The organism is Stenotrophomonas sp. 05N37 (assembly GCF_056397365.1).
Genome location: NZ_JBFTNG010000008.1, coordinates 61,949 through 88,738, shown reverse-complemented (window position 1 = coordinate 88,738; position 26,790 = coordinate 61,949). Strand labels below are relative to the sequence as shown.

Here is a 26,790-nt window from a genome sequence, read left to right as displayed (position 1 = left end):
GGCGGCTTCGACGATCAGGTCGGGCAAGGAGGCCACAGATTGCTCCACACGTCATTGTTCGACTATTCTAGAAACATGGAAAACAAAACCGCAACCCATGCGCTGGCCGCGCTCGGCCATGCCACCCGCCTGAGCGTCTTCCGCCTGCTCGTGCAGGCCGGGCACGGCGGCCGCCTCGCCGGTGAAATCGCGGCAGACCTTGGTCTGCCGGGCGCCACCCTGTCGTTCCATCTCAAGGAGCTGGCGGCGGCCGGCCTGGTCAGCGCCGAAGCACGAGGCCGCAGCATCTGCTATCGCGCCGACTTCAAGGCGATGGACGGCCTGGTCGGATACCTCACCGAGAACTGCTGCGCCGGCGATGCCAGCTGCGCGCCAGCCTCCCGCTGCGGTCCAGCGCAGTGACATCGCCTGGCGTTCCGCGGCTGGCGTTCCTCGACCGCTGGCTGACCGTGTGGATCTTCGCCGCCATGGCGCTGGGCCTGGGTCTTGGGACGGTGTTCGATGGCCTGCCTTTGGCGCTGGACACCTTGACGCTGGGGGGAACGAACGTGCCCATTGCCCTGGGGCTGATCCTGATGATGTACCCGCCCCTGGCCAAGGTGGATTACACCGCGTTGCCGGCAGTCTTCGCAGACAAGCGCGTGCTGGCGGTCTCGCTCGTGCAGAACTGGGTAGTGGGGCCGCTGCTGATGTTCGTGCTGGCCGCCGTGTTCCTGCACGACCATCCCGACTACATGACCGGCGTGATACTGATCGGATTGGCGCGCTGCATCGCCATGGTGCTGGTGTGGAATCAGCTGGCCGGCGGAGACAACCAGTACGTGGCGGGACTGGTGGCGTTCAACGCGCTCTTCCAGATCGCGTTCTTCAGCGCGTACGCCTGGTTCTTCCTGCGCGTGCTGCCATCCTGGGTCGGGCTGCAGGGCAGCGTGGTGCACATCAGCACGTGGTCCATGGCCGGCGCCGTGCTGGTCTATCTGGGCGTGCCGTTCGCGGCAGGCTGGCTCACCCGGCATGTGCTGCTGCGCCGGCGCGGGGCGCAGTGGTACGCAACGCGTTTCCTGCCGGCCATCAGCCCGATCACGCTGCTGGCATTGCTGTTCACCATCGTGGCCATGTTCAGCCTGAAAGGCAGTGAGGTGCTGCGCCTGCCGTTCGATGCACTGCGTATCGCCCTTCCGCTGACGATCTACTTTGTCGTGCAGTTCCTTGTCAGCTTTGCGATGGGCCGCTGGGTGGCTCGCGATTATCCCCGCAGTACCGCAATCGCCTTCACTGCGGCAGGCAACAACTTCGAACTGGCCATCGCCGTCGCCATCGCCAGCGTCGGTCTGGCGTCGCCGGTAGCGTTCGCCGCAGTGATTGGGCCGCTGGTCGAGGTACCGGTGCTGATCCTGCTCGTGCACGTGGCAGTGCGTCTACGCCGTCGTGGCCGTGCGGCTGGAAGCGTACAGGCCACGCCTGCCGCGTCGCAGCGCCCGGCGCCCTGATCCTCACCGGCCCTTTCCCTGCCTCCGATCACGCTGCCGGCGACCGCCTTCCGGAGCCGCACATGTCCAATGCATCCACCCCCGACCGCCTCGAACGGGCCGCCCGCTGGCTCGGCCGCCAGAGCCACGACCTGGACGCCGTCGCGCGCCGCGTGATCGGGCGGCGTGCGGTCATCGACGACCCCAACCGCCGCCTGGAAGAACAATCCACCTTTGGCGAGCGGCTGGCCGACCGGGTGGCCAGCTTCGGCGGCTCGTGGACATTCATCCTGCTGTTTGCCGCCGCGCTACTGGTGTGGGTCGTCCTCAACACCGAGATCCTGGGCCGGACGGCGTTCGATCCCTACCCCTACATCTTCCTCAACCTCATGCTGTCGATGCTGGCCGCGATCCAGGCGCCGGTGATCATGATGAGCCAGAACCGGCAGGCGATGAAGGACCGGCAGATGGCCAGCTACGACTATGAGGTGAACCTCAAGGCCGAACTGGAAATCATGTCGCTGCACGAGAAAATGGACACGGTGAGCCACGAGACGCTGCTGCAGATCCTGCAACAGCAGCAACGCCAGATCGACCTGCTGAGCGAGTTGGTGGCACGCGGCAGCACCCCGCCCGCGCCTTGAGCGAAGCGCGTGCCAACCCCGGCGCCACGCAGGACGTCGTCGTCCGCGGCGGCGACCAGGCGGCGCTGGCCGTAGCGTCCTTCCTGCACGGCGACCGCCTCACGACGTGCCGGTGGGTGATCCACGAAACAGTGAAGCCGTGCCCGGCCGCGCTGGCATCGGGTGATAGCATGCGCGGTCTTCGTCGTTCGCCCAACGCCCGGACACCGCCCGCATGGCCCAACCCAACCGACTCGCCTTCCTGGATGCCCTGCGCGGCCTCGCCGCCGTCTATGTGGTGCTATTCCACGTCATGGCGATGCCGGCACCGGCACTGGCCACCGGGCCGGTGATGGGCGCCGTGCTGGCGATGGGCGGCACCGGGGTGGCACTGTTCTTCGTCATCAGCGCGTTCTCGCTGGCCTACACGATGCCGCGCCACGCGCGCACGCCGCGCCCGCTGCTGAGCTTCTACCTGCACCGCGTGTTCCGCATCGCGCCGCTGTTCTTCGTGCTGCTGGCATTCTCGATATGGCGCGATGGCCGCGGCAGCCATGCCGGTCATTCGCTCCCGGAAATCCTGGCCAACGTCAGCTTCACCTTCAACCTGTTCCCGGGTTGGGAAGCGGGCATCGTGTGGGCCAGTTGGGCGATCGGGGTGGAGATGCTGTTCTACGCCGTGTTCCCGCTGCTGTTCCGGGTCATCGACCGCCCGCTGCGTGCGTGGTGGGTGGCGGTCGCCGGCACGCTGGCCAGCCTGCTGGCAGGCGCGGGCGTGTTCGGTGCGGGCGGGCTGGCGGCGGTAGGCGACTACGGGCTGCTGCGGCACCTGCCGGTGTTCCTGTACGGGATCCTGGCCTACCACCTGTTTGCCGCGCTGCCGACGCTGCAGGCCGGTACGGCGCGCCGCTGCTGCGCGGCGGCCCTGTTCGGTGGTGCGCTGCTGCTGGTCGCGCTGACCGTGGGCAGCGCGCGCGCGTGGGTGGTGCCGGGCCTGGGCTGGATCCTGTTCGGCGCAGGCTACGCGGCGCTGCTGGTTGGCATGTCGCGCTTCCCGCTGAAGTGGGTGGTCAACCGGGTGACCGCGTATCTGGGCCAGGTCAGTTATTCGCTCTACCTGGCCCATCCCATCGTGGTGGCGTTGCTGATCCCGGTGTTCCGGCGCATCCAGGCGCAGGTGCCGCACGCCGACCTGGCCTACCTGGCCTGTGCCGTGTTGACCCTGGCCGTTGCGATTCCGCTGGCCCATCTGGGCTATCGCCTGATCGAGGTCCCCGGCATCCGCGCCGGGCACCGCCTGCTGGCGGCCATCAACGGCCGCCGCACGGCGTCGGACGCCGAACGCGCGCGGTGATCGCGGCCGCCCGGGCGGTCATGCGATAACCCGCCGCGCGCGGCCGCGGCGCGCGTCGCGGTATCCGACGCGCAGCAGGATCAGAACGTCTGCCAGTCCTCGCTGGCCAGGGCCGGCTCGCGTGCGGCAGCCTGCGGCGCGGCGCTGGCCCGCCTTGCCGGCGCACGCGCGGCGGGCGCGGCGGCGAACGCGGTACCGGTCTCGGTGCGGAAAATCGCCACCGCAGTGCCCAGGTGCTGCGCCTGCTCTTCCATCGCGCGCGCGGCGGCCGTGGCCTCTTCGACCAGCGCGGCGTTCTGCTGGGTGGTCTCGTCCATCTGGGTGATGGTCTGGTTGACCTGCTCGATGCCCGCCGACTGTTCCTTCGAGGCCGCCGAGATCTCGGCCATGATGTCGTTCACCCGGCGCACGCCGCTGACGATGTCCTCCATGGTGCGGCCGGCGGTCTGCACCAGCGCCGAGCCTTCGGTGACCTGGCCGACCGAGTCGTCGATCAGGGTCTTGATCTCCTTGGCGGCACCGGCCGAACGCTGGGCCAGCGCACGCACTTCGGAGGCCACCACGGCAAAACCGCGGCCCTGCTCGCCGGCACGCGCCGCTTCCACGGCGGCGTTCAGGGCCAGGATGTTGGTCTGGAACGCGATGCCGTCGATCACCGAGATGATTTCGGCGATGCGCTTGGAGGAAGCTTCGATGCCGGCCATGGTGGTCACCACCCGGCCCACCACGTCACCGCCGCGCGAGGCGACGTCAGCCGCGTTGGCGGCCAGCGCGTTGGCCTGCACGGCGTGGTCGGCGTTCTGGCGCACGGTGGAGGTGAGTTCCTCCATCGAGGCGGCGGTTTCTTCCAGGCTGGCGGCCTGCTGTTCGGTGCGGCGCGACAGGTCGCTGTTGCCCGAGGCGATTTCGCCGGCGGCCAGGTTGATGCTGGCGGTGGCCTGCTGGATGCGGCCGACGATGTCGGTCAGCTGGGTCACGGTGGTATCGGCATCGTCGCGCATCCGCGCGAACACGCCGTGGAACTCACCCTGCATGCGCGCGGTGAGGTCGCCGGCGGCGATGGCGCGCAGCAGCGCGGAGATCTGCTGCAGGTTGTCGTCACTGACCTGCATCATGGTGTTGAGGTTTTCCACCATGCCGCGGAAGTCGTGGTCGAAGCGCACCACGTCGCCGCGCAGGGTGAAGTCGCCCAGCGCGGCGGCACCGGCCAGGTCGCGGATCTGCGTGTTGATCGCACGCAGGTTGGCCTTGGTGGTGTCCATCGCCTCGGTGAAGCCTGCCTGCTCGCCCGGCAGGCGGTCCATGTCCTGGGACAGGTCGCCGACCGCGTAGCGCTGCATTACCTCGACCAGGCGGCGGGTCACGGCAATGTTGGCGCCGACCAGCTGGTTGGTGTCGCCGACCATGCGCCCGTACTCGCCGGGGAAGGCCTGCGCATCCATCCGGTAGCTCAGCTCGCCGGCCTCGTGCCGCTTGGCCATCTCGCCCTGCGCGGCCATCACCGAGGTGAGCTGGCTGCGCATGCGCTGCATCGATTCAAGCAGGCGCCCCACTTCGTCATTGCGCGGCGACGGCAGCGCGGTATCCAGGCGGCCTTCGGCCACGTCCACCGACAGGCGTACCGCATCGGCCAGCGGGCGGATCGCCTGGCGGCGCAGCAGCACGTACACACTGGCACTGAGCACCAGCGCCGCGCCCAGGCCGACGGCCAGGATGATCCACAGCAGCGCGCGTGCCTGCGCGGTGATCAGCGCATACGGCACCACCACGCCCAGCGCGAAGCGCTCCTGGCTGCCACCGATGCGCAGCGGCACGTAGGCCTTCACGTTGCCGGCCTCATCCACCTGGAAATCCTCGAACCGCTTGTCCGCCCCCACCGCGGCCAGGATCTGGCGCGTGGTCGCATCGTCGCGGCGCTTGCCGATTTCCTTGGCATCGGCGGCGGCCAGCACGATGCCACCCGGCGAGATCAGTTCGACGCGGCCCTCGCCCATCGGGCGCAGGGCGGCCAGGCGGTCCTGCAGCGCCGCCAGGCCGAAGTCCACGGTCACCGCGCCAAGGAACTCGCCCTTGTCCAGCACCGGCGTGGACAGGGTGGTCATCAGCACCGGCTTGCCGGCGATCTCGTAGCGGTACGGCTCGGCCACGGTCTGGCGCTTGAGCGCACGCGGGCGCAGGTACCAGTCGCCATCGCCCGGGGTGTCGTAGCCCTTGAGCGGATCCTGCGCGGGGCCGCCGTCCTGCCAGGACCAGTAGCTCATGAAGCGGCCGGTCGCATCGTGCGCCGGTGCATCGACGAACTCGCTGTCCTTGCCATCGAATGCCTGCGGTTCCCACAACGTGCCAAAGCCCACCCACTCCGGGTGCGAGCGCAGCTGCTGCTCCACCACCTGCGCGGCGACGGCACGGTTCAACGTGCCGGCGGCGTGCTGCACCACCAGGCTGTCGGCGAGCGCCTGGCTGGTGGCGAAGGCGGTGGCCAGCTCGGCGCCGACCCGGCGCGATTCGGCATCCGCTTCGCTCTGCATGGTCTGCCGCGAGGCACCTATCAGGGCCTGGCTGGCTTCGCGGTAGCTGATGGCGGCGGTGACGCCAAAGCAGAGCATGGCAATCAGCGCGGTACCGAGCATCAGCCGGTTGGCGATGCTGCCGGGGCGCGGGGAGGCGGCGGTGCGGGACGCGGACATGGGGACGGTTCCGGGAAGGAGTACGGTTCAGCGGACGCCATCAAGCGCCACTACGGCTTCACGCAGTCCATTGCGGTCCGGATCGGCGCGGTGCGACTCACGCCCGACCCGGCAGGAAAACGGCAACACTTCGACACGGCGCGGCGAGCGCGCCTGCCGGCACGGCCGATGGCCGTCCCAGCACCGCCCCGACACGCACGTCGGGGCATTGAGCTGGATAACGGCGCCACGGCGCCGATGTTGAGTCCCGTTTCCTGACCCTGTTCAGTGTTGCCCGGGTGCCGGGGCCGGATCCGCGGGCTGCCGCCCCACGCGGTCGACCAAGGTGCGGCTGGCCGCGTTGAGCCCGCGCACCTCCACCTGCGCGCCATGCGCGCGCAGTTTGTCCAGCACCCGTTCCAGCGCCGCCACCGCGCTGAGGTCCCAGAAATGCGCCTGGGCCAGGTCCACCACCACCCGCGCCGGCACCTGCTGCAGGTCGAAGCCGGCAGCGAACTGGCCGGCCGAGGCGAAGAACACCTGGCCGCTGACGGTGTAAACGCGGGTACCGTCCGCCTCGATGACATCGTCGACCTGCAGCATCCGCCCGACCTTGCGCGCGAAGAACAGCGCCGACAGCAAGACCCCGGTCAGCACCCCCTTGGCCAGGTCATGCGTGGCCACGGTGACCACCACGGTGGCGATCATCACCATCGAAGAGCTCTTCGGGTGCTGGCGCAGCTCCTGGAACGAGCGCCAGTGGAAGGTGCCGATGCTGACCATCACCATCACTGCCACCAGCGCCGCCATCGGGATCTGCCGCACCCACTCGGCGCCATAGACCACCAGCAACAGCAGCAGCACCCCGGCCACCAGGCAGGACAGCCGCCCGCGCCCGCCGGAGGACACGTTGATCACCGACTGGCCGATCATCGCGCAGCCGCCCATGCCGCCGAACAGCCCGGCGGTGATGTTGGCCAGGCCCTGGCCGGCGCACTCGCGGTTGCGCTGGCTGGGAGTGTCGGTCATGTCCTCGACGATCTGCGCGGTCATCATCGACTCCAGCAGGCCCACCACCGCCAGCGTCGCCGACACCGGCAGCAGCAGGCGCAGGGTGTCCCAGGTGAGCGGCACGTCCGGGAACAGGAACACCGGCAGGCTGTCCGGCAGCGCGCCCATGTCGCCCACCGTGCGCACGTCCCAGTGCAGGCCGATCGACAGCGCGGTGAGCACCACGATCGCCACCAGCGGCGAAGGCACCGCGCGGGTGAGCCGCGGCAGCAGGTAGATGATCGCCAGCCCGGCGGCGCACACCGCCCACACCTGCCAGGACCGGCCGATCAACTCGGGCATCTGCGCCAGGAAGATCAGGATCGCCAGCGCGTTGACGAAGCCGGTGATGACCGAGCGCGACACGAAGCGCATCAGCACGCCCAGCTTCAGGACGCCGGCGAGTACCTGCAGCAGGCCGGCCAGGATCGTGGCGGCCAGCAGGTACTGCAGGCCGTGGTCCTTGACCAGGTCGACCATGACCAGCGCCATCGCCCCGGTCGCGGCCGAGATCATGCCCGGGCGGCCGCCGGCGATCGCGGTCACCACCGCGATGCAGAACGAGGCGTACAGCCCCACCTTGGGGTCCACCCCGGCGATGATCGAAAAGGCGATCGCTTCGGGGATCAGGGCCAGCGCGACGACCGTGCCGGACAGCAGGTCACCGCGGATACTGCCGAGCCATTGCTGGCGCAGCGGATAGGAAACAGACATGGGCAGACTCCGCGCGCCGGCGATGCGCACGGCGCGCTGTGTGATGAAGACACGACACTCCCTGGACCCGGCAGTGGCACGGGTGCGTGATCAACGCGATATCAGGGCGGGGTCATCACAATCCAGCAGGGCGGTCGGCGGCGGCGCGCAGGATAACGCAGCCCCCGGCCTGGCTCAACGCGCCGGTTGACCGTATCGGCGCCGCACGCGCACGATGCCGGCTCACGGCTCCCACCACAGGTACCTGCATGTACGGTTTGATCGGAAAGATGTTGATCGCCCCGGGCCAGCGCGACAGCGTGCTCGCGATCCTGCTGGACGGTACGCGCGACATGCCCGGTTGCCGCAGTTACGTGGTGGCCACCGACCCCACCCACGCCGACGCACTCTGGATCACCGAAGTCTGGGACAGCCAGGAGGCGCATCGCGGCTCGCTGGCATTGCCGGCGGTGCAGGCCGCGATCGCCAAGGCCCGGCCGCATATCACCGGTTTCGGCGAACGGTTCGAAACCGTGCCGGTGGGTGGGCACGGGATCTGAGCGGGCCGGCTCATCGCGCGAAATGCCTGGCGCCAGCCACGCACGCCACCGCACACAGGGTCACCCCCAGCATGCCCATGCTCACCCGCTCGTGCAGCAGCACGGCGGCCAGCGCCAGCCCGAAGAAGGGCTGCAGCAACTGCAGTTGGCCGACCGCCGCGATCCCGCCCTGCGCCAACCCGCGATACCAGAACATGAAACCGATCAGCATGCTGAACACCGACACATAGCCCAGCCCCAGCCACGCCTGGGTGCCCACGTGTGCCACGTCAAGCGGCCAGCGCAACCACAGCAGCGGCACCATCAAGGGCAACGCCAGCAGCAACGCCCAGCTGATCACCTGCCATCCTCCCAACGTGCGCGTGAGTCGCGCGCCTTCGGCGTAGCCCAACCCGCAGACCAGCACGGCGGCGACCATCAGCAGGTCGCCCTGCAGCGAGCCCCGGCCTGCGCCGAGCAGCGCATAGCCGGCCACCGCCGCGCTGCCCAGCAGCGAGAACACCCAGAACGCCGGACGCAGGCGCTCGCCACCGCGCAGCACGCCGAACACTGCCGTACTCAGCGGCAGCAAGCCGAGAAACACGATCGAATGTGCCGAGGACACGTGCTGCAGCGCCAGCGCGGTCAGCAGCGGGAATCCCACCACCACCCCCAGTGCCACCACCAGTAACGGGGCCAGGCTGGACCGCGAGGGCGGCCGCTGACGCAGGCCCACCAGCATGGCCGCGCCCAGCAGCGCGGCGATGCTGGCGCGCGCCGCGGTCAGGAACGTGGGGTCGAGGTCGGCGACCGCCACGCGCGTGGCCGGCAGTGAGCCGGCGAAGATCAGCACGCCAATGAATCCGTTGATCCAGCCTTGTGTCCGGTCGTCCATGCCTGCGTTCCTTGAATGAACCGCCAGTGGACCACGCACGACGGCAGGGCACCCACACACAATCCAGTACACTTCCGCCGAACTGTTATGCCCTCCTCTGCAACACGGATCGCCCCATGCCACGGCCCCAGCGCATCACCCGCATCGAGACGGTCATGGAGGCGGTACGCGCGCGCATCACCGCGCGCAGCTATGTGCCAGGCACGCGCCTGCCGTCGGTGCGCGCCCAGGCAGCGACCCTGCAGGTGTCGGTGTCCACGGTTGTCGAAGCCTATGCACGCCTCACCGCCGAGGGGCTCATCAGCCCGCGCCCGGGTGCCGGCTTCCACGTGAGTGGTCCGGTCGCACCGCTGGCACTGGCGGGCATGGATCCGCCGCGCGACCGGCAGGTCGATCCTCTCTGGCTGGCACGGCAATCCCTGGAGCATGAGCCAGGCATGCTCAAGCCGGGCTGCGGCTGGCTGCCCGAGGACTGGATGTACGTCGAGGGCATCCGCCGTGGCCTGCGCAGCGCCGCGCGTGCCGATGCCGCCGCACTGGCCGACTACGCAACCCCGCTCGGCCTGCCTGCGCTGCGCCAGCTGCTCGCCCGGCGCCTGGCCGGGTACGCCATCGATGCGGCACCGGAACAGATCATGCTCACCGAATCGGGATCGCATGCGGTCGATCTGATCTGCCGCTTCCTGTTGTCGCCCGGCGATACGGTCCTGGTGGATGATCCGTGTTACTTCAACTTCCTGGCGTTGCTCAAGGCGCACCGGGTCAACGTGGTGGGCATTCCGTACACGCCCACCGGCCCCGACGTGGAGGCCTTCAGCGCCGCGCTGCAGGCCCACTCGCCGCGGGTGTACATCACCAACTCGGGCATCCACAACCCGACCGGCGCCACGCTCTCGCCGGTCACCGCGCACCGCCTTCTGAGCGCTGCGGACAGCTCGGACCTGGTGATCATCGAGGATGACCTGTTCGCCGATTTCGAGCACGCCCCGGCGCCACGCCTGGCCGCGTTCGACGGCCTGTCGCGGGTGATCCAGGTGGGCAGTTTTTCCAAGACCCTGTCCGCGTCGGTGCGCTGTGGCTTCATCGTTGCCCGTGGCGACTGGATCGAAGGGCTGGCCGACCTGAAGATCGCCACCAGCTTCGGCGGCGGACGCCTGGCGGCGGACATCCTGCTCACCGCGCTGACCGCCAGCGGCTACCGGCGACACGTCGAAGCGGTGCGCACCCGGCTGGCGAGCGCGCGCGACACCACGTTGGCACGACTGGCGCCGCTCGGTATCCGGCCGTGGGTGGTGCCGCAGGCGGGAATGCTGCTGTGGTGCCAACTGCCCGATGGGGTGGACGCGGCCAACATCGCGCGCCGCTGCCTGGCCGAGGGCATCGTGCTGGCGCCGGGCAACGCATTCAGCCCTTCGCTCGCTGCCGCGCGCTTTCTCCGTTTCAATGCAGCGCAGGCCCAGGACAGGCGCGTGTTCGAGGTCCTGGCACGCGCGATGCGCGGCTGACGCGGCGCGCTGTCTGCGCGACCAACGGCCGTCCGGCCACGCCTCGTGAATGCTTCATCCTCGCCGCACGCGCACACCTTCACGGGCATTGCGCAGGCCGCGCGGGAGAGTAGCCTGAAAGGAACGGTGGCAGGCAAGGCGCATGTGGGACAGCAGCAGCGATAGTGACCGGGTTGCATTGATCGACGCATTGAACGTGATGGACCCGGCGTTGGGGCGCGCGCTGGATCCGATTACCGAGCTTGCTGCGTTCACCTTCGACGTGCCCATCGCGCTGATTTCAATCGTCGACGCCGACAGCCAGCGCTTCATCTCGCGCGTCGGCCTCGCCGTGGAGGGCACCGATCGGCACGCCTCGATCTGCTCGTGCGCCATCGGCTCGGCGCAGGTGATGCAGGTGGCCGACCTGCGCGAGGACCCGCGCTTCGCACAGAATCCGCTGGTGGTCGGCCCCGAACAGGTGCGCTTCTATGCCGGCGCTCCCCTGCTCACCAGGTCCGGGCTGGCCCTGGGCACCCTGTGCCTGATGGGACGCGCGCCGCGCGTGCTGTCGCCGCTGGAAGTGCAACAGCTGCAGACGCTTGCCCGCGTGGTGATGGCGCAGATGGAACTGAAGATGTCCATGGGCCGGCGCGAGCAGGTCACCGGCCTGCCCAACCGCCAGCAGTTCCAGGCGGACCTCGACCTGCTGGCGCGGCGTGCCGGCGACGGGCACTTCACTGCGGTGCTGCTGGACGTCCTGGATGCCCACAGCGCCAACGACGCCGGCCAGGCCCTGGGCATGAAACCGGTGGAGGCCCTGCTCCGGCAATCCTCGCTGCGCGTGCAGAGCGTGCTGCAGGACCAGGCGCAGGTCTACCACGTTGGCGTCAGCCGGTTCGCGTTCTTCCTGGTCGACCAGGACCGCACGCAGGTGGAGGCGCTGCTGGATCGGTTGCGCGAACGCATGCGGCGACCGCTGATGGCCGGCAGCGTGCCGATGTTGCCGCAGTTCCATGCCGGTGCCTGCCATTTCAAGGCAGTCGCGGCCGACACCAACGACCTCATCCGCAAATGCCTGGTCGCCATGCAGCATGCGGTGCAGACCGATGCCTGCCTGTGCTGGTACTCCGACGAGCGCGACGCGCGCCTGCGCCGGCGCTACCGTCTCGCCTCCGATGCCGCGCGCGGCCTGGCCCAACACCAGTTCAGCCTGGTCTACCAACCGCGTTTCAGCCTGCACGATGGGATGCCGGTGGCCGCCGAAGCGCTGCTGCGCTGGGTCCATCCCATGCTCGGGCCGGTCAGCCCCGGCGAGTTCATCCCGGTGCTGGAGCGCACCGCATTGATGCCGGCGTTGAGCCGCTGGGTGGTCGATCACGCGCTGGCCCAGCTGGCGCTATGGCAGCACGCGCTCCCCGGTTTTGGCCTGTCGCTGAACCTGTCGCCGCGCGACTTCGATGATCCCGGCCTGTGGGAGATGCTGTCCACCCGGCTGCAGGCGCATGGCCTGCCCGCGTCGCTGCTGGAGGTGGAAATCACCGAGGGCGAATGGTTGCAGGGCCACCCCGGCGCGGTGCCGCAACTGCGCGCGATGGCCACCGCCGGGATCCGCATCGCCATCGATGATTTCGGCAGCGGCTACAGCAACTTCGGCTACCTGAGCGAAGTGCCGATCTCCCTGATCAAGATCGACCGCAGCCTGGTGACCGGGCTGGCGCGCTCGCGCACCTCGCGACTGAAGGTGGAGGCCATCATCAAACTGGCCCGGCAACTGGGCTACCGCACGGTGGCCGAGGGCGTGGAGTCCGACGCCGAACTGTCGCTGCTGCGCCTGTGGGGTTGCGACGAGGCGCAAGGCTACTTTCTCGCCCGGCCCATGACGGCCGACGCGGCCACCCTGCTGGTGGATGCGTGCCGGGCCGGCTCCCCGGGCGAAGACACCGCCTGATCGTCGCGGCGCGCGCTCCTCACGCCGCCAGCGCATTAATTCACCGCCCCTTGATCGCACGCAGGACTACGCTCGGCGTGCAGTAGCCAGGGAGCCATGCAATGCCGAACACAGGACTGTTCTACCTGCTGGACGTCGCCGGCGATGCCGACAAGCAAGACCCGCACGTACTGCGCAGGCTGCGCTTCGTGCGCGCCGAATGCCTGCTCTGCCACACCCTGCTCAATGCCGCCAGCGCGCCGGGCCTGGTCAACGTGGCGCACGGCTCGGCCGTGCTCACCTGCGCCCACTGCGGCAACCGCCAGGCGATCTCCGGCGCACGCTTCTCCGACTTCGCCATGCGCCTGCAACGCGGCCTGATCCCGCCGCGCGAAGACGTGTTGCCGGTGGCCTCGCCGACGCCACCGGACCTCATCGTCGCCGACCCCATGCCGCACAAGCCCGCCCTGCGCTAGCGGCGGTCAGGCCTGCCACACGCTGAAGTCGCCGTTGGCCTCCACCGCCGTCAGCACGAACTGCTGCCGCCAGTCGACCAATACCAGCCCGAACGCCGCGTGCAAGGTGGCGAACACCGCCGAGAGCTGCATGTCGTCGCCGTCCAGCGTGGCTCCCAGCGCGCGCACCCCGCCTGCGTCGGCCAGTCCGTGCAGCAGCACGTCCGAGGACGGATGGATCGCGAAGCCGCCCACCACCTGCCCCAACGCCTGCGCGGAGGTGGTGAGGATCGGCGCGGCGATCGGCAGCGTCGCGAACTGGTCGGCCAGCCGCTGCACCGCACCGGGCGCCTGGACCAGCACGGGTCGGTCCAGGTGCCGCACATGCAGCGCCGACCAACCATTGGGCAGGCGATGCGCCAACTCGAACGCCTTGTACTCGGTCAGCGCGCGCTGCAGTTGCGGCAGGGCCGCGGCGGGCCAGAATTCCAGCTGGCACCACTCGTCCTCGTGGAACTGCGGCGCCCCATCGGCCGTGGTCGGATCGGGTGCACGGAACTGCAGCGCATCGCCTGCGATGGTCGGCATCGAGTACAGGACCTCCGCCGGGTCCAGCCGCTGCGGGGGAACGTCCTTGCGCGATCCCAGTGATGCCTTGATCCGATCCATCCAGCCCATGTCTACTCCCTGCAAGGTGGCGCCCGCCCAGGGCGATGTGGTCACGTGCCGCGCTGCCCGCGGGCCAACGGCGCCATGAAGCGTCCGTGTTCAGGTGAGAAGTTCGGGTGAAGGTCGGCCCGTACCACGCGGCCCGCCGGCATGCGGTCTGGTTTCACAACCGGCGGCGCGTTCTTCCCGTGGCGTAGGAGCGGCATGCGACGACAGGCCGCCGGGCGGCTGCGGATGTGCCATGCTGCGCGCAATCACCACGGAGACACCGCAATGGCCAAGGGCATGGACAGCAAGAAAGAGCAGAAGAAGAAACCCGCCAAGACCGCCAAGGAAAAGAAGGCGGAGAAGAACGAGAAGAAGACCACGCGGGGTTTTGCACCGACCTGAGCCGGCGCGGCCCGGCTCAGCCGTCGCCGCCCATCAGCCAGCGCAGCGCCTGCGGGAACGACACCTGCCAGTCCTCGGGGTAGGTGTGGCCGCCGTCATGGGTCCGCGAGCGCACCTGGTTACCCTCGCCAAACAACCTGCGGAAGTCCTCACTCATCCGCAGGTTGCGCGGCCCTTCCTCGCGACCATTGACCACCACCACGCGCTTGCCGCGCGCCTTGCTCTCCGTCGGCGTGGCCTGGCTGCCACCGGGCGACACCAGCAGTGCCCCGGCGTAGTCCTGGGGATGCTGGGCCAGCAACGCACCGGCGTGCTGTGACCCCTGCGAGAACCCCATCAGGTAGATCCGCTTGCGGTCGATGCATTGCCGTGCGGCCAGCGCGTCGAGTCCGTCCTGCACCGCCCGATGGGTGCCGTCGAAGCCCGGGCCGATCCAGCGGAAGCTGTCGAACGTATCGATCATTTCAGTGCCGTTGATGCCCAGCAGCACCGCGCCGGCATCGGCGAGCGGCTGATCGCTTCCATCCAGGTGGCCATTGATGCCATAGCCGTGCAGCCAGACCACTACCGGCGGGCAGGCACCGGCGGCCACCACACCCGGCGAGGGGGGAAGTACCGAGATCGCCCCCACCCTGCCGGCCGCCACCTCGCGGTAGCGCCGCTGGGCATTGTCCAGCACGCTCTGGAAGGCCGGGGTCTGGCGAAGATCGGCGAAATCGGCATCCTCGGCCAGCATCGGACCAAACCACAGGCCGCGTTCATCGGCTTCGCGCAGGTAGCGCAGCGCCAGCATTTCATCAGTGCCACGCCGGGCCAGCAATGCGGCCACCTGGTACGGCGCCCGCAGTTGCGCGCGGTCCTCGCGGCTGGCGGCCAGGTACAGCGCAAGGGCCTGCAGCTCGTTGCTGTCTTCCATGGCATCGGCGCGCTTGACCAGATCCTGCGCGTCATCGGCATTGATCAGCGCATTCACCACCGGACTCAGCACCGGGAAGGTGGCATCTTCGACCTCGTCGGCCGTGGCCGCGTGCAGTGCGGGCGCGCAGGACAGAAGGGCGGCAGCCAGGGCGAAACCGAACAGACACTTCACGCGGATCTTCCTTGAGGTACGACGGCAGCGGCGGAGTCTATCCACCCTGCCCGGTTTCGTCACCCTCGGCGTGGCGCACGTGCGCCTGGGTTACCGCGCCTACGCGACATTGCCGACGCTTGCCATCGATGCATGCGTGCGTGCGTCAACCGATCTTCAGCCCGCTGATGCGCGCGTCGGCCACGACGAACCGGTGCGTCAGCACCACCGGGCTGCCCGGGAAGGTGCCACTCACCCGTGAGGTCACCACATCCTGGCCGTCGCGGCGCTCCCACTGCAGCGGTTCGGTACGATGCTGATAGCGCGCGCGTGCCTGCGCCATCCACGCGGCAATCGCCGCCACGCCCCGATGGTCCTGGCGCTCGTCGTGGACCGTGGCGTCGACAGCAAAGCAATCCTCGATGCGAACGCCGGGTTCACCATTACTGAGCGCAAAGTAGCGCGAAAGCGGCAAAGGCAGATCGAGCGTCATCACACGTACTCCGCAGGGGTCTGGCGATATTCTCGACACGGCCCGGGCCGCCCACAAGAACGCACGAAAAGGTAAGTAACCGTCGCCATGAGAAAGGCATACACACCAGAAACCGCCGCATCGGACGTGGCCGCCGCCCTGGACGTGCTGGACGGCCGCTGGAAGCTGCTGATCCTGTTCCACCTGTTCGACGGAAAGATCCAGCGCTACTCCGACCTTGAGCGGCTCATCCCGGCCATCTCGCAGAAGATGCTCGCCCAGCAGCTGCGTGCACTGGAAGCCGATGGCATCGTCGAACGAACCGTCTACCCGCAGGTGCCACCCAGGGTGGAGTACCGCCTCACCGCATGGGGGCAGGCGCTCTGCCCGGCACTGGATGCGCTGTTGCTGTGGCGGGAGCAGAAGCCCCCTGCGGCGGATGCGCCGGCTTAAACCTTTCGCGTGCTTGCTGCATCCAACGGGGGATACCCACCGCAAGGCGAACGACATGAAGGCATGGAAGCGGCTGCTCCTGGTGTTGCTCATCGCTGGTACGTTGCCGTTGAGCCTGGCCAGCGCGGGTCACCCCGTGGCGCAACAGGTCCATACCCGCGACATCGACAACTTCTGGATCGCCTACGACGCGGTCCGCCGCGAGGCCGATCCTGCGCGCAGGCAGCAGCTCATCAAAACCCTCTATATCGACAAGGGCACGCCGGGGCTGCATGCGCTGATGCAGGCGCGCGACTACAGCGGCGAGCAGTACGTGGCGGCCATCGATGCCTGGCCGCGCTACTGGGCCTCGATACGCCCGCTGACCGGCCGCGCGTTGGCCGCCACCACCGCCCTCGATGCCGACCTGGCCAAACTCAAGCGCCTGTACCCGGCGCTGCGTCCGGCCAGCATCACCTACGCGATCGGCGTGCTGCGCACCGGCGGCACCACCCTGGACGACAAGGTGCTGATCGGCGCCGAGCTTGCCCTGGGCGATGACAGTGTCGACGTGTCGGAGCTGCCCGAACCCCTGCAGACCCGCCTGCGCACGTTCTACGCCTCGCAACCGTTCCACAACAACCGCCAGAACAACATCCACGAGTACATCCATACCCAGCAGGTGGAGGCCGGCGACACCCTGGCCCAATATGCGTTGCGCGAAGGCGCGGCGGAGCTGGTGGCGGAGCTGGTCACCGGGAAGAAGCCCGACCTGCCGCTGTACGTGTACGGGCCGGCGCATGAGGATGCACTCAAGGCGCAGTTCCAGGCCGACCGACGCGGCAACGATTACCGCGACTGGCTGTATAACAGCAGCGCGAATCGCTTCGGGGTCAGTGACCTGGGGTATTACGTGGGGTACCGCATCGCCCGTGCCTACTACGACGCGCACCCGGACAAGGCCAAGGCGGTCGCCGACCTCCTCGAGCTTCGGTATGACGACAGGGAGGCCGTGGATGAGCTGATCGAGCGCTCCGGGTACTTTTCCGGCTAGTCAGGCTGGCGTCACGGCGACACTCGCCGACCATGCACGTTGATCACCTACGAAGTGCCGCGACATCAGCGATTGCAACGCTTACCGACCTGTTTTCAGTCTGCTTCGGCCAGCTGAAACGTTCTAGCGCTTGAGCTTCTCAGGCTGCAGACCAAGCGTTGGCAGGGAGTGTTTCCTATTCTCCGCAGGAACGTCGCTCTCTTTGTCCTTCGGGGTTTCCCCAGTTAGATCCTCACTGGGTCACCACCGGTCGCTACGACAACGATCTGCCGGCCGTGAAACCATCGCGTAAGCGCTGAATTTTTCCAACCATTTTCCCAAAGGCATAAAAAAGGCACTCTGGCCAACGCCTAAGTGCCTGTTTTTCATGGTGGCCCACCAGCAACCGCATAATACCCGCATCCTGCTGATTAATAAGGATAACTTCGCTTGCCAAGTCCGGAATGACACACTAAACGACTCACTATGTGGATGCCGCCCCATGACAAAGGCAGCACTCAGGATTCCCGTCCCAGGGTGAATGAGAGCATGTTCAGGCTTCAGGGCCGCCCTTTCTGCAGGAGGCGGCACCGGAGAGAAAATGAATGGAGAGCTTTCAGTGGTGATTTACAACTAATTGCATATCGCGGAGCTGGGACAGTTCCTAAAGTCGCCGTCTTTCCCGAATAGATCGCGACACATGTCCCACTATCCCCGCCCCCTACATGCTCACCTGCTGTCGGTCTCAATTGCTGCTGCCCTGGGTTGCACCGCGCTCTCCGCCAGCGCCCAGGCGTTGGCACCGGTAATCGCCGACGGCAGCGCGGAAACCGCGGCATCTGGCGCTTACGATAACGCTGACGATGGGGCGGCGGGATATGTGTTCCACGCGTTGAACAACGGCAGCATCACCCACACCGGTTCGCTGACTCTGACTGCTACCGGCATCAATTCCGCAGCCGTGCGCGCGGAAAGCGGCGGACAGGTTCTGCTCAACGACAGTACGGTAGGCACCACCGGCAACGGTTCAGCGGGCTTGTGGGCCACTGACGGCGCAACCATCACGTTGGGCAGCAGCGGCGGGAGCGGGGTTACCGTCAGCACTGAAGGTAGCAGTGCGCGCGGCGCGCTGATAGATAGGGCGGAACTGGTGGCCACTAACGCGATCTTCCAGACAAGAGGCGCCGTCTCCAATGGCATCCAAGCCAGCAATGGCGCCACGGTCACGCTGACCGGTGGGCGTGTGAGTACCGAAGGGCAGCAGTCCGATGGTGTGGTGATCGACAACGCCGCGGCCACGCTAACCGGCACACGGGTGGAGACATCCGGCTCCAGTAGCAATGCAGTGGTGGCGCGGGCCGGCGGCACCATCAACGCAGATGGGGTCTCTCTGGTCACTGCTGGCTACGGCGGTTACGGCGCCTTTGCGGACAGCGGGAGCAACATCACCCTTAGAAGCAGCACCATTGAGAGCACGGACAGCCGACATGGCCGCGGCGCCGGCGGGAGTGGCACGGTCACGCTGCTGGACACCACAGTCCACGCGCTGGGAGCCAGCTCCACCGGCGTGACGATGGATGACGGCGGCAGGCTTAACGTGGAGCGCGGGAGCATCACCGCCGACACAGGCGTGTTCCTGTGGGACAACACCACGGCCACCCTCACTGACACCAAGGTCAATGGAGGCGGCTACGGCATCAACATCAACGGAACGGGCAACGTTGTCACCTTGATCGATGTGGACATCAGCACCGCTACCAACGTCGGTACTGGTATCTGGTTGCCCGGCGCCTCGTCCTTGATCATGCACGGCGGCAGCATCAGCACGCTTTCCAACCAAGGCGTGGCCATCGACAGCCGCTCAGGCGCGGTCGAGCTGGAGGGGGTTGCCATCGCCACCGCCGGCACTTCTGCCCACGGTTTATATGCCTCTAAGGATGCCGGCACCGGCCTGCCAATCTTTGAGGCCAGCGGCGTGACCGTCACCACCACCGGGGCTGGCAGCATCGGCGCAGTGGCTAGGCTGGGGGGCAGCGTCAACCTGCGTGATAGCGTCATAAACACCCACGGCGCCAAGGGTTATGGCGTGCTCAGCGGCGGTAACGGTGTGATGACGCTGACCGAAACTGATGTGCGGACCCGCGGGAACGACGCCTGGGCCGCTGTGGTCAATGCCAATGGCAGCCTGGACATCAACGGCGGCTCGCTGATCAGCGAGCGGCACGGCGCACTGTGGGTGCGCACCGCACGCAATGTGAGCGCACGCAATGGTGCGCGATTGATCGGCGGCAATGGCATGCTGATGGCGGTGGATGCCGCCTTCGCCAACCCATTCGAGCTGAGTTTGGACGGCGACGTGTTCGCCGACGGCGACATCGTGACAACGCCGGAGGACATCGCCGCCGGGGTACCAGTGGCCTCCGATGTACGGGTGCGCCTGGACAACCGCTCGCATTGGCTGGGCGCCAGCAGCCTGGTCAAACAGGTCAGCCTGCAGAACGCCAGCCGCTGGACCATCACCGGAGACTCCAGCGTGGACAAGTTGACGCTGGATAACAGCACGCTGGCGCTGTCGGCCCCCGGCGCGTCGCGCTTCAACTTGCTGACCGTGAACGGCGACTTCGAGGCGGACAACGGCTTGCTGATCTTCAACGGTGCGCTGGCGGGCGATGACTCCTTCATTGACCGACTCCACGTCCGCGGCGACAGCCGTGGCAATGCCGCGGTGCAGGTCAACAACGTGCATGGGCTGGGTGCACAGACCGACAACGGCATCCTGCTGATCCAAGTAGACGGCACCTCAGGCGCCGCATATACCCTCAATGGCCGCGCCGTGGCCGGGAGCTATGACTACTTCCTGCACAAGGGCGGCACGCTGACTCCGGGCGACGGCCACTGGTATCTGCGTTCGGAACTGGGCACGCTGCCGCCGGACCCGTGCGATACCGATCCCAACGGTCCTGGCTGCACTCCCCCGCCGGACCCATGCAGCGCTAACCCGAACGCCCCCGGCTGCATCACCCCACCGGACCCGTGCCTGGAGAACCCCAACGGCACCGGGTGCGTGGCGCCGCCGGACCCTTGTGAGGCCGGCCATGACGAAAACTGCGACCGCCCCACGCCGCAGGTGGTGCGCCCAGAAGCGGGGGCCTACTTGGCCAACCTGCGCGCCGCGCAGGACATGTTCCGCATGGGCTACCACTACCGTCTGGACGGCCAGAATAGCGGACGCAGCTGGGTACGGGTGGACGGTGCGCGAGATGGATACAAGGACGGCGCCAACCAGCTGTCTATCAACGGCAACCGCCAGGCGCTGACCTTGGGCACCGACCTGCTGCGAACCGAAAACGGCAGCAGTATTGGCATCACTCTGGCCAGCGGCAATGCCAGCAGCACCTCGGTTAGTGCATTAACAGGCTATTACGCCCGCGGCAAGGTCAAGGGCGAGGCGCTGGGTTTGTACGGTACATGGCGAGCTGGGAGTTCCGTCGATCCGTACGCCGGCTTCTACGTGGATGGTTCGGTGCAACGCGCCCAGTTCCGCAACCGTGTGGAGGGGGTGGGCCTGGCAGCTGAGCACTACCGCAGCCGCGCTTGGCAGGGCGCGCTGGAAACCGGCTACGCCGTGCGCGTGGGCGGCGCAGACAGCGGTGGCATCTTCGTGGAACCTCAGTTGCAGTTGGGCTACAGCCGCTGGGATCAAGCGCGCCATGTGGAAGCCAACGGCACATCGGTGATCGCCGACGATGCCAGCGGTCTGTTCGGCCGCGCCGGCGCACGTGTGTCAGGCACCACCCGCGGTACGGGCGGATCCGCACAGGTGCAGCCATTCCTTGCCGCTCATTGGTTGTACGCACACAGGGCACCGGGCGTCCGCATGGACGGGAAGCGGGTGGAGGCACGGATTCCGCGAGCCCGTGGTGAGTTTAGCGGCGGTGCGTCGCTGAGGTTCGCCAATGGAGTAAGGGCTTGGGGTAGCCTGGGCGTGCAGCAGGCAGGCGGCTATCACCAAGTCCAGATGCAGTTGGGCATGAGCTACAGTTGGTAAGGCTCAAATTGCATTGCGGAGGAAGCCGGCTTCGGGCCGGCTTCTTGCTTATCACCACCTTGGATTTTCCGGAGAAACCCAAGCGCCTGAGTGGGCTAGTGGACCTCGCCACTCCCTAAAAAGTGAGCCAGTATCTCAGCGCTATCTACCGATTTATCAAGTACGGCGGTAGCCCCGGCCTCGAAACACTCTCGTCTGGTCACCGCGTCCACGCCGGACACAATAACTATGTCCATGCCCGGGCAGACGGCCCTCAACTGGGCGACGAGCTTTAGAGTGCGAAGCTGTCCACATCCCAGCTCGAGGTCGATTGCGACCACTTCCAGAGACTGCTCACGCACGAACGAGACAAGTGATCTGCCGTCGGTATGGACGCCACATAAGACCAAACTCGGGGCCGCGTCGATCAGCACCTTAAGGCCTATGGCAGCAACTGGATGACCTTCGAGTATCGCGATTCTTCTCACGGCTAACCTCTAATGGCTGCATAGAAGCGGGGGCACGCGTCATCTGATCGCGGGACATCCCCAGATAAGCTAGAGTCTCACTACGCCGTATTCTTAAGAATGCAATTTGTTTCAATTTTCAGATTGGGAGCGAAGTCATGGCGGAAGGCCCGGGGCTCATCTCTACATTAAAGTCGCTCGAAGTCGAACTAGCTTCCCTCCGATTTCAATTAGGCCTCTCGCGCGCAGATCTCTCAGGCAAAGACTGGCTGACCGTGGAGGAGGCCGCTTTCTACTGCGGCGTTAGCACCTCACAGTTCAACGCAAAAGCCACCGAGTACTCGCTCGAGCCGCGCAACTTCATGGGGAAGAAGCTGTACGAGAAAGCATCCCTCTACCTGGCGATCCATGGAGCCAGCCAGTGGAAACGAGGGCCGCTCAGGGGCTACGCTACCGAGCCAGGATCACCCCGCATAGCTGAAGCTGCTGCAAGGCTCGCCAGATACGAGAAACGACGCAGCCGGACTTGAGGAGAAGGGCTTGAGCATCACGGTAAAGCTATTGACCTTGGCGCAGGCAGCGGAACTCTCAGCCTGCTCGACCAAAACCCTGCGGCGAGCCATCGATGCGGGGGCGCTCACCGCTTACCGACTCGGACAGGGCGCAAAGTCGGATCGAATTCACCCCGCTGACCTGAACATCTGGTGGGGCAAATGCAAGGTGCAAACATGCCAGTCACAAAGCGAGCCAATGGAAGCTATCAGGTTACCGTTGGATTCGGTGGACGAACGGTTAGAAAGACTTCTCGCCACTGGACGTTCAAGGAAGCCAAAGCCTACGAGGTCAAGCTCCTCTCGGCGAACAAGGACAAGGCCGCCGGGAAGCAACCTGAGCGCCTGATCGGCCACGCCCTGGAAAAGTGGTTGATTGACCATGTGCCCCGGCTTCGCTCGGCGAAGAAGACCATGGCACACGCCTCCAAGCTGAGGCGGTATATCAGCGGCAGGAAGTTATCGGAAGCGTCGCAGGTGTGGGCCGAGATCAAGGCGGCGGAGATCGGCAAGGCCCCGGCCACGGTAAACCACAAGGGCCGGATTCTGAGGCAGATCACGCGGATGGCATGGCGGGAATGGGGTTGGTTGGAAAGGCCGGCGGCGATTGCGCTGTTGCCTGAGAAACCGCGCGAGACGTTCCTGACGACCGACCAGGTTGAAGCCCTGGCGAGGGCATGCCCTAACCCACTAGCGGGTGACTACGTGCGCTTGGCGGCGTATACGGGGATTAGGCGGGGGCACCTGCTGCGCCTGACCCATCACGACGTGAAGGATGGCTTCCTCCGGCTGGATCGGACCAGTAAGACGCGGACGCTGCAGTTGGTGCCACTGCACCCGAAGGTGCTGAGCGTGGCCCAGCGATTGCCGCTGGGTATCTCGGATGACGGGGTGCGGGCGTCGTGGAAGACGGCCCGGGAGGTTTGCGGATTGGAGCACGTTCGGTGGCATGATCTGCGGCACACCTGCGCGTCCTGGCTGGTGCAGGCAGGGGTATCGCTGCACACGGTTTCTGAGGTGCTGGGGCACAGCTCTCTGGCGATGACAAGGCGTTACGCCCACCTCGCGCCGGAACATCTGGCCGACGCCATAAAAAAGCTGACCTGAAGCTACGACGCGGGATTTTGAGCACTGGACGGAACGGTGTTACAAATCGCCAAGGTCGGATATGACTGCTTGGCTAGCCGTGAGGGTGGCACAGAGCAGCTTGCCGCCCGACACCACACGTCCAACATGGGCATTCTCGTGCGCGGCCTGCAGCCGCCCAGCATCCAGCACCGAGGCGGGGTCGAAGTTGGCCGGCCTATCTCTCAGCGGGTCTCCTGGCGAAGCTAAGCCGCCCTCTAGAGGCTGCACGACGACTGGTTTTGCGTTAGCACTCTTGGCGTAGGCGGTAGCAACCATTCTGCCGCTCTTGGGTGACCATCCACCGAGAACCAGCTCGCTATGAAGAACGTCGCGTGGGATGCCGGCTTGAATCGCCGCCATCTCATAGGCAGGCCACAACTTCTCGATGACCAAGCCGAACTCTGCCATGAGTTGTTCCATGGTGAAGTCCGCGCGGAAACTAGCCTGGAGGCTTAGCTCGTACAGCCTCAAGAAGAACTGGGCAGAGCCTCGGGTCGCCAGAATCAAGTTGTGTTGGGGGATTAGCAGCAGCTTGGCGCCGGTAGAAAGCTCCCCCGTCGCCGCGTCTTGGGCCAAGGTATCGACCGCGACCAGCAGCTTGTCCCGGCTAAGGATTACGTTGAGGATGCTCATTGAGTGGACCGCTTGGCGAAGCTGCACTATCGCGGGGCTGTGCCGCCCTGTCTAGCGCCGCCCAGGTAGACCCACTCGCTCGCCATCAGGCCGACGCCGACGAACTCGCCGACCGGCTCGATTAGATTCCCGCCATGCCAGGACCTCGCCGGCGATCCATGTGGCTGGCCGCATGGACACCCTCACGGGGAAGTCGGGTCTGCACGCGACCGTTTCTAGGACGGTGCGCCCGGCGAGACCTAGCAGCTCGCCCACGGCCCCTGCATTGATGGCCCGGAGTTCAAATGGCACCTGGCTATCGTGTTCGCTCATGGCCGCACTCGCTTATGAGGTTCGTCGCGCGCAGCCTAACCAAAGCAGATGCCATTGTCGTCCGGCGTTGATTGTGGGACTCGAACCCCAAGCGTCGCGGCGCATTTGAAGCCATTGGCGTAATTGCGGACTATCGATACAGCTATCCCGGCCTCTTAAGTGCGTCGCGAAGCCGGCGCTGCTGCTGTACCTCAAGGCGCAGACGGTCCTGGTACCGGATCGCCCAAAGCTCCGAGCCGACCACGCCCTGTTCGTAGCTGGTGCATGTCCGTCCCTTCGGCCTGTCGGAGGGGATGTGTCTGTCTACCCAGACCCACCAGACGTGGTCGTCTACCCGCTGGCTGAGGCGCAGTACCTCCACGCCATCACAGAGCAGCGCGTCCGGCAGCCCGTCGGGGCGGCTGGCCACTGATCGCCATCGGAAGTCGGGAGGGAGCATGGGCGCATCGTACGTATCTGGCGCTCAGATCCTGCGACTGGCGCAGTCCCCTACCCCCCTGCGCCCTAATGGTTCCCGAATGGCCAGGCCCTCGGCCCCAAGTCGCAGCATAGGGCAAATCCCTACAGACATACTCGCGCAAGTGGCTCATCGTCTGAACTCAAGGAATACGAGGCAGGATGGCCATGAGCGAAGATGAGAAGAAATTTGCAGAGAAGTTGAGCGAAGCATGCACTGCTATTGCCAAGCTACCAATGCCGTATCACGGCTCACTGAAGGGCGTAGATCATTCCTCGTCGGATTCGCCATGGTCCACAGCCGACACCATCGCATCAGGGCTAAGCAACTGCGCTGACGCTCAGAGAATTCTCCGCGCAGCCGGCTTCAAGCTGGTGGACGAAGCCAATCTTCAAGTGGCCGTCGTGATGCTCAAGAACAGAGCAGAGAGCATATCGGCAGAGTCCGATGGCCTACCCGCTATCGCAACGTTTTGCGGCGTATGGATTGGTGGAGTCGGGGCAATGTCAGCGGCAGTGTCGCCCTTGCTCTCCATTGCATCTCTGGCGTGGGCCACAAGTATGATCGCCCTGGTGATGGGCATCTATTTTCTGTCCAACCGTCTGGAAAGCAGAAGAAAGGTTTCCGCGCTCAAGGAATTGGCCAATCATATTGAGCTGTTCGCGAAGTCCCTGAAGAAGCCCGAAGAACTTGAGTTCCCCGCGCGACTACCTGTGAACCACGGCCGCAACGGGGACAAGCCCTCGTAATGCCTCGCACCTCCCTCCCTCACCCCAGCGTAACCCGCGCCGTCGCTCGCCGGTCTGTTCAGCCCTGAGGCCGAGGTGCAGTCATGAAGCCAGTGAAGTTGCGGGGCGGGAGCATCGGAGCAGAATACGCGCACTTCTCTCAAATCCTGCGATAGGCAGCCAGGACCACGGACGTCTAGGGATTACCACTTATTGACAGGGAAGCCTGTGTCAAGGGCAGCCCTGCCGAGGCTCATGGTAGGATGCCGCCCCCGCGCATGGGGTAATTGGAGCTGCTGTGAATCAAGCGGTATTGGACAAGGATGTGAGGCTCCCGCACCCGAGCAATGGCTCAGAGGTGTTTGGACTGTTGCCGGAAATCCTCGTCCACCGCGGCCCTCGATTCGCGGCCGGTCCGATCTACCTAAAGTATGGTATCCACCATGGGCCCAATCATGGGTTTGGCTTTCAGCACTTATGGAAGGCCCACTTTCAGCTAACGCTGGATCATGACGAAGCCCTGCTTGAGATCCGACAGCACGTTGCGGACTGTCTCTCTGGGCCGGTGACCGTCTTTTACCAGACCGAACCGAGAATTGAGACGGTAAGGTTCAAAGTTGGCAACCTCATCCTTGAGCGATTCAATCGGCCTGAGCCTCACTACTCCGTCGTATCCGGCGGCTATATCCGGGGTGGCAAAGGCAGTCAGGTGGGGCGTGTCAATCCGCAACAAACGAAAAAGGCCCCATAAAGGGGCCGTGTTTCGCGTTGGATGCAATGACGAAGCTATCTCCTTAGCAAGCCTTCCGTGTCGCCACGGCAGGGGGGTCGGAGCATCTCAGCTAAGCCGGGAAATCATTGCAAAGCTACTTGTCGTTTAGCAGCTAGGCCCTCTGCGGATGTAGCCTGAAACATCGACTAAGCATCACCGCCTGCTCTTTGCCTTCTTCCAACGAGTGTCACTCTACCGGCGTTACGAATTTCGTGCAACACATGTATTGCACGTGCGTAACGGGGGCTTAGTCTTTGTGAAAGCTTACCTTAACAAATAAACTGAACGATTCAGGAAGGGAGCGTGTGCGCTACGCACAGCCGCGAGCCGATCATTCCGTGCTCATGACTGAGGGACTCCCGGGCCACACCGGCGCCGCGGGACGCTGGTCATCGCCGTTACGTAACGCGTGACGCAACGGTGGCGTCACTCGGCCCCAAGCCGCTATAAACGGTTTCAGAACCGTCTGCGAACGGTTCTCCCGTCGTTCCC

At 66.0% G+C, this 26,790-nt stretch carries 23 protein-coding genes; 15 read left to right on the top strand and 8 right to left on the bottom strand.

From position 1 onward, the window contains the following. Nucleotides 1–75: 75 nt before the first annotated feature. The 4 genes from AC1DGC_RS17860 (at nucleotide 76) to AC1DGC_RS17845 (ending at nucleotide 3,446) form a co-directional block, all read left to right on the top strand. Nucleotides 76–402: an ArsR/SmtB family transcription factor gene (locus AC1DGC_RS17860; RefSeq protein WP_478048532.1), complete on the top strand. Its 327-nt coding sequence runs from the start codon at nucleotides 76–78 to the stop codon at nucleotides 400–402. Further along, nucleotides 399–1,490, top strand: a complete 1,092-nt coding sequence (gene arsB / locus AC1DGC_RS17855) for an ACR3 family arsenite efflux transporter (RefSeq protein WP_478048502.1) — start codon at nucleotides 399–401, stop codon at nucleotides 1,488–1,490. Before AC1DGC_RS17860 ends, arsB begins: the two co-directional genes overlap by 4 nt. A 62-nt stretch (nucleotides 1,491–1,552) precedes the next feature. Continuing rightward, nucleotides 1,553–2,113: a DUF1003 domain-containing protein gene (locus AC1DGC_RS17850; RefSeq protein WP_449335513.1), complete on the top strand. Its 561-nt coding sequence runs from the start codon at nucleotides 1,553–1,555 to the stop codon at nucleotides 2,111–2,113. 214 nt (nucleotides 2,114–2,327) lie between these two features. After that, nucleotides 2,328–3,446 (top strand): acyltransferase family protein, encoded by a 1,119-nt coding sequence (locus tag AC1DGC_RS17845; RefSeq protein ID WP_478048501.1) that lies wholly within the window; start codon nucleotides 2,328–2,330, stop codon nucleotides 3,444–3,446. An 80-nt stretch (nucleotides 3,447–3,526) separates the two neighbouring features. On the opposite strand, the gene AC1DGC_RS17840 is transcribed toward AC1DGC_RS17845, so the two are convergent. Together AC1DGC_RS17840 and AC1DGC_RS17835 are read right to left on the bottom strand one after the other, a co-directional pair. Then, a complete protein-coding gene (locus AC1DGC_RS17840) occupies nucleotides 3,527–6,133 on the bottom strand; it encodes a methyl-accepting chemotaxis protein (protein ID WP_449335511.1) in 2,607 nt (868 codons plus the stop codon). Between the two features lie 264 nt (nucleotides 6,134–6,397). Continuing rightward, nucleotides 6,398–7,876, bottom strand: coding sequence for a SulP family inorganic anion transporter (locus AC1DGC_RS17835; protein ID WP_478048500.1), 1,479 nt, complete (start codon nucleotides 7,874–7,876; stop codon nucleotides 6,398–6,400). Between the two features lie 248 nt (nucleotides 7,877–8,124). Here AC1DGC_RS17835 and AC1DGC_RS17830 point away from each other — a divergent pair, with 248 nt between their 5' ends. Next, nucleotides 8,125–8,415, top strand: a complete 291-nt coding sequence (locus AC1DGC_RS17830; RefSeq protein WP_259209750.1) for a putative quinol monooxygenase — start codon at nucleotides 8,125–8,127, stop codon at nucleotides 8,413–8,415. A 10-nt stretch (nucleotides 8,416–8,425) separates the two neighbouring features. Here AC1DGC_RS17830 and AC1DGC_RS17825 read toward each other — a convergent pair whose 3' ends face one another. Beyond that, nucleotides 8,426–9,289 carry a DMT family transporter gene (locus AC1DGC_RS17825; protein WP_478048499.1) on the bottom strand — a complete coding sequence of 288 codons (864 nt, stop codon included), beginning with the start codon at nucleotides 9,287–9,289 and terminating at the stop codon, nucleotides 8,426–8,428. A 116-nt stretch (nucleotides 9,290–9,405) separates the two neighbouring features. Between AC1DGC_RS17825 and AC1DGC_RS17820 the strand changes: the two genes are divergently transcribed. The 3 genes from AC1DGC_RS17820 (at nucleotide 9,406) to AC1DGC_RS17810 (ending at nucleotide 13,179) form a co-directional block, all read left to right on the top strand. After that, nucleotides 9,406–10,794: an aminotransferase-like domain-containing protein gene (locus tag AC1DGC_RS17820; protein WP_478048498.1), complete on the top strand. Its 1,389-nt coding sequence runs from the start codon at nucleotides 9,406–9,408 to the stop codon at nucleotides 10,792–10,794. 142 nt (nucleotides 10,795–10,936) lie between these two features. Then, nucleotides 10,937–12,724 carry a putative bifunctional diguanylate cyclase/phosphodiesterase gene (locus tag AC1DGC_RS17815; RefSeq protein WP_478048497.1) on the top strand — a complete coding sequence of 596 codons (1,788 nt, stop codon included), beginning with the start codon at nucleotides 10,937–10,939 and terminating at the stop codon, nucleotides 12,722–12,724. A gap of 101 nt (nucleotides 12,725–12,825) precedes the next feature. After that, nucleotides 12,826–13,179, top strand: coding sequence for a hypothetical protein (locus AC1DGC_RS17810; protein WP_478048496.1), 354 nt, complete (start codon nucleotides 12,826–12,828; stop codon nucleotides 13,177–13,179). Nucleotides 13,180–13,185: 6 nt separating this feature from the next. Here the strand turns inward: AC1DGC_RS17810 and AC1DGC_RS17805 are convergent, their stop codons facing one another. Further along, nucleotides 13,186–13,836, bottom strand: coding sequence for a hypothetical protein (locus AC1DGC_RS17805; protein ID WP_478048495.1), 651 nt, complete (start codon nucleotides 13,834–13,836; stop codon nucleotides 13,186–13,188). A gap of 195 nt (nucleotides 13,837–14,031) precedes the next feature. Here AC1DGC_RS17805 and AC1DGC_RS17800 point away from each other — a divergent pair, with 195 nt between their 5' ends. Beyond that, on the top strand, nucleotides 14,032–14,217 hold the full coding sequence (locus AC1DGC_RS17800; RefSeq protein ID WP_478048494.1) for a hypothetical protein: 186 nt from the start codon (nucleotides 14,032–14,034) through the stop codon (nucleotides 14,215–14,217). A 16-nt stretch (nucleotides 14,218–14,233) separates the two neighbouring features. Here AC1DGC_RS17800 and AC1DGC_RS17795 read toward each other — a convergent pair whose 3' ends face one another. After that, nucleotides 14,234–15,307, bottom strand: a complete 1,074-nt coding sequence (locus AC1DGC_RS17795) for an alpha/beta hydrolase (protein ID WP_478048493.1) — start codon at nucleotides 15,305–15,307, stop codon at nucleotides 14,234–14,236. Between the two features lie 145 nt (nucleotides 15,308–15,452). Then, a complete protein-coding gene (locus AC1DGC_RS17790) occupies nucleotides 15,453–15,779 on the bottom strand; it encodes a nuclear transport factor 2 family protein (RefSeq protein ID WP_394164205.1) in 327 nt (108 codons plus the stop codon). A gap of 87 nt (nucleotides 15,780–15,866) precedes the next feature. Between AC1DGC_RS17790 and AC1DGC_RS17785 the strand changes: the two genes are divergently transcribed. The 3 genes from AC1DGC_RS17785 (at nucleotide 15,867) to AC1DGC_RS17775 (ending at nucleotide 21,271) form a co-directional block, all read left to right on the top strand. Beyond that, nucleotides 15,867–16,211 (top strand): winged helix-turn-helix transcriptional regulator, encoded by a 345-nt coding sequence (locus AC1DGC_RS17785; protein WP_394164204.1) that lies wholly within the window; start codon nucleotides 15,867–15,869, stop codon nucleotides 16,209–16,211. A 55-nt stretch (nucleotides 16,212–16,266) separates the two neighbouring features. Then, nucleotides 16,267–17,244 (top strand): DUF2268 domain-containing putative Zn-dependent protease, encoded by a 978-nt coding sequence (locus AC1DGC_RS17780; RefSeq protein WP_478048492.1) that lies wholly within the window; start codon nucleotides 16,267–16,269, stop codon nucleotides 17,242–17,244. A gap of 679 nt (nucleotides 17,245–17,923) precedes the next feature. Beyond that, nucleotides 17,924–21,271, top strand: a complete 3,348-nt coding sequence (locus AC1DGC_RS17775; protein WP_478048491.1) for an autotransporter outer membrane beta-barrel domain-containing protein — start codon at nucleotides 17,924–17,926, stop codon at nucleotides 21,269–21,271. A 95-nt stretch (nucleotides 21,272–21,366) separates the two neighbouring features. Here AC1DGC_RS17775 and AC1DGC_RS17770 read toward each other — a convergent pair whose 3' ends face one another. Next, nucleotides 21,367–21,738 (bottom strand): response regulator, encoded by a 372-nt coding sequence (locus tag AC1DGC_RS17770; RefSeq protein WP_478048490.1) that lies wholly within the window; start codon nucleotides 21,736–21,738, stop codon nucleotides 21,367–21,369. A gap of 137 nt (nucleotides 21,739–21,875) precedes the next feature. Between AC1DGC_RS17770 and AC1DGC_RS17765 the strand changes: the two genes are divergently transcribed. Then, entirely contained in the window at nucleotides 21,876–22,247 is a 372-nt protein-coding gene (locus tag AC1DGC_RS17765) for a hypothetical protein (protein WP_259209771.1), read from the top strand. 198 nt (nucleotides 22,248–22,445) lie between these two features. After that, nucleotides 22,446–23,375: a tyrosine-type recombinase/integrase gene (locus tag AC1DGC_RS17760; RefSeq protein ID WP_478048489.1), complete on the top strand. Its 930-nt coding sequence runs from the start codon at nucleotides 22,446–22,448 to the stop codon at nucleotides 23,373–23,375. Nucleotides 23,376–23,414: 39 nt separating this feature from the next. On the opposite strand, the gene AC1DGC_RS17755 is transcribed toward AC1DGC_RS17760, so the two are convergent. After that, a complete protein-coding gene (locus tag AC1DGC_RS17755) occupies nucleotides 23,415–24,029 on the bottom strand; it encodes a hypothetical protein (protein ID WP_478048488.1) in 615 nt (204 codons plus the stop codon). Between the two features lie 936 nt (nucleotides 24,030–24,965). On the opposite strand from AC1DGC_RS17755, the gene AC1DGC_RS17750 reads away from it, so the two are divergent. Continuing rightward, nucleotides 24,966–25,547, top strand: a complete 582-nt coding sequence (locus AC1DGC_RS17750) for a hypothetical protein (protein ID WP_478048487.1) — start codon at nucleotides 24,966–24,968, stop codon at nucleotides 25,545–25,547. Nucleotides 25,548–26,790: the final 1,243 nt, after the last annotated feature.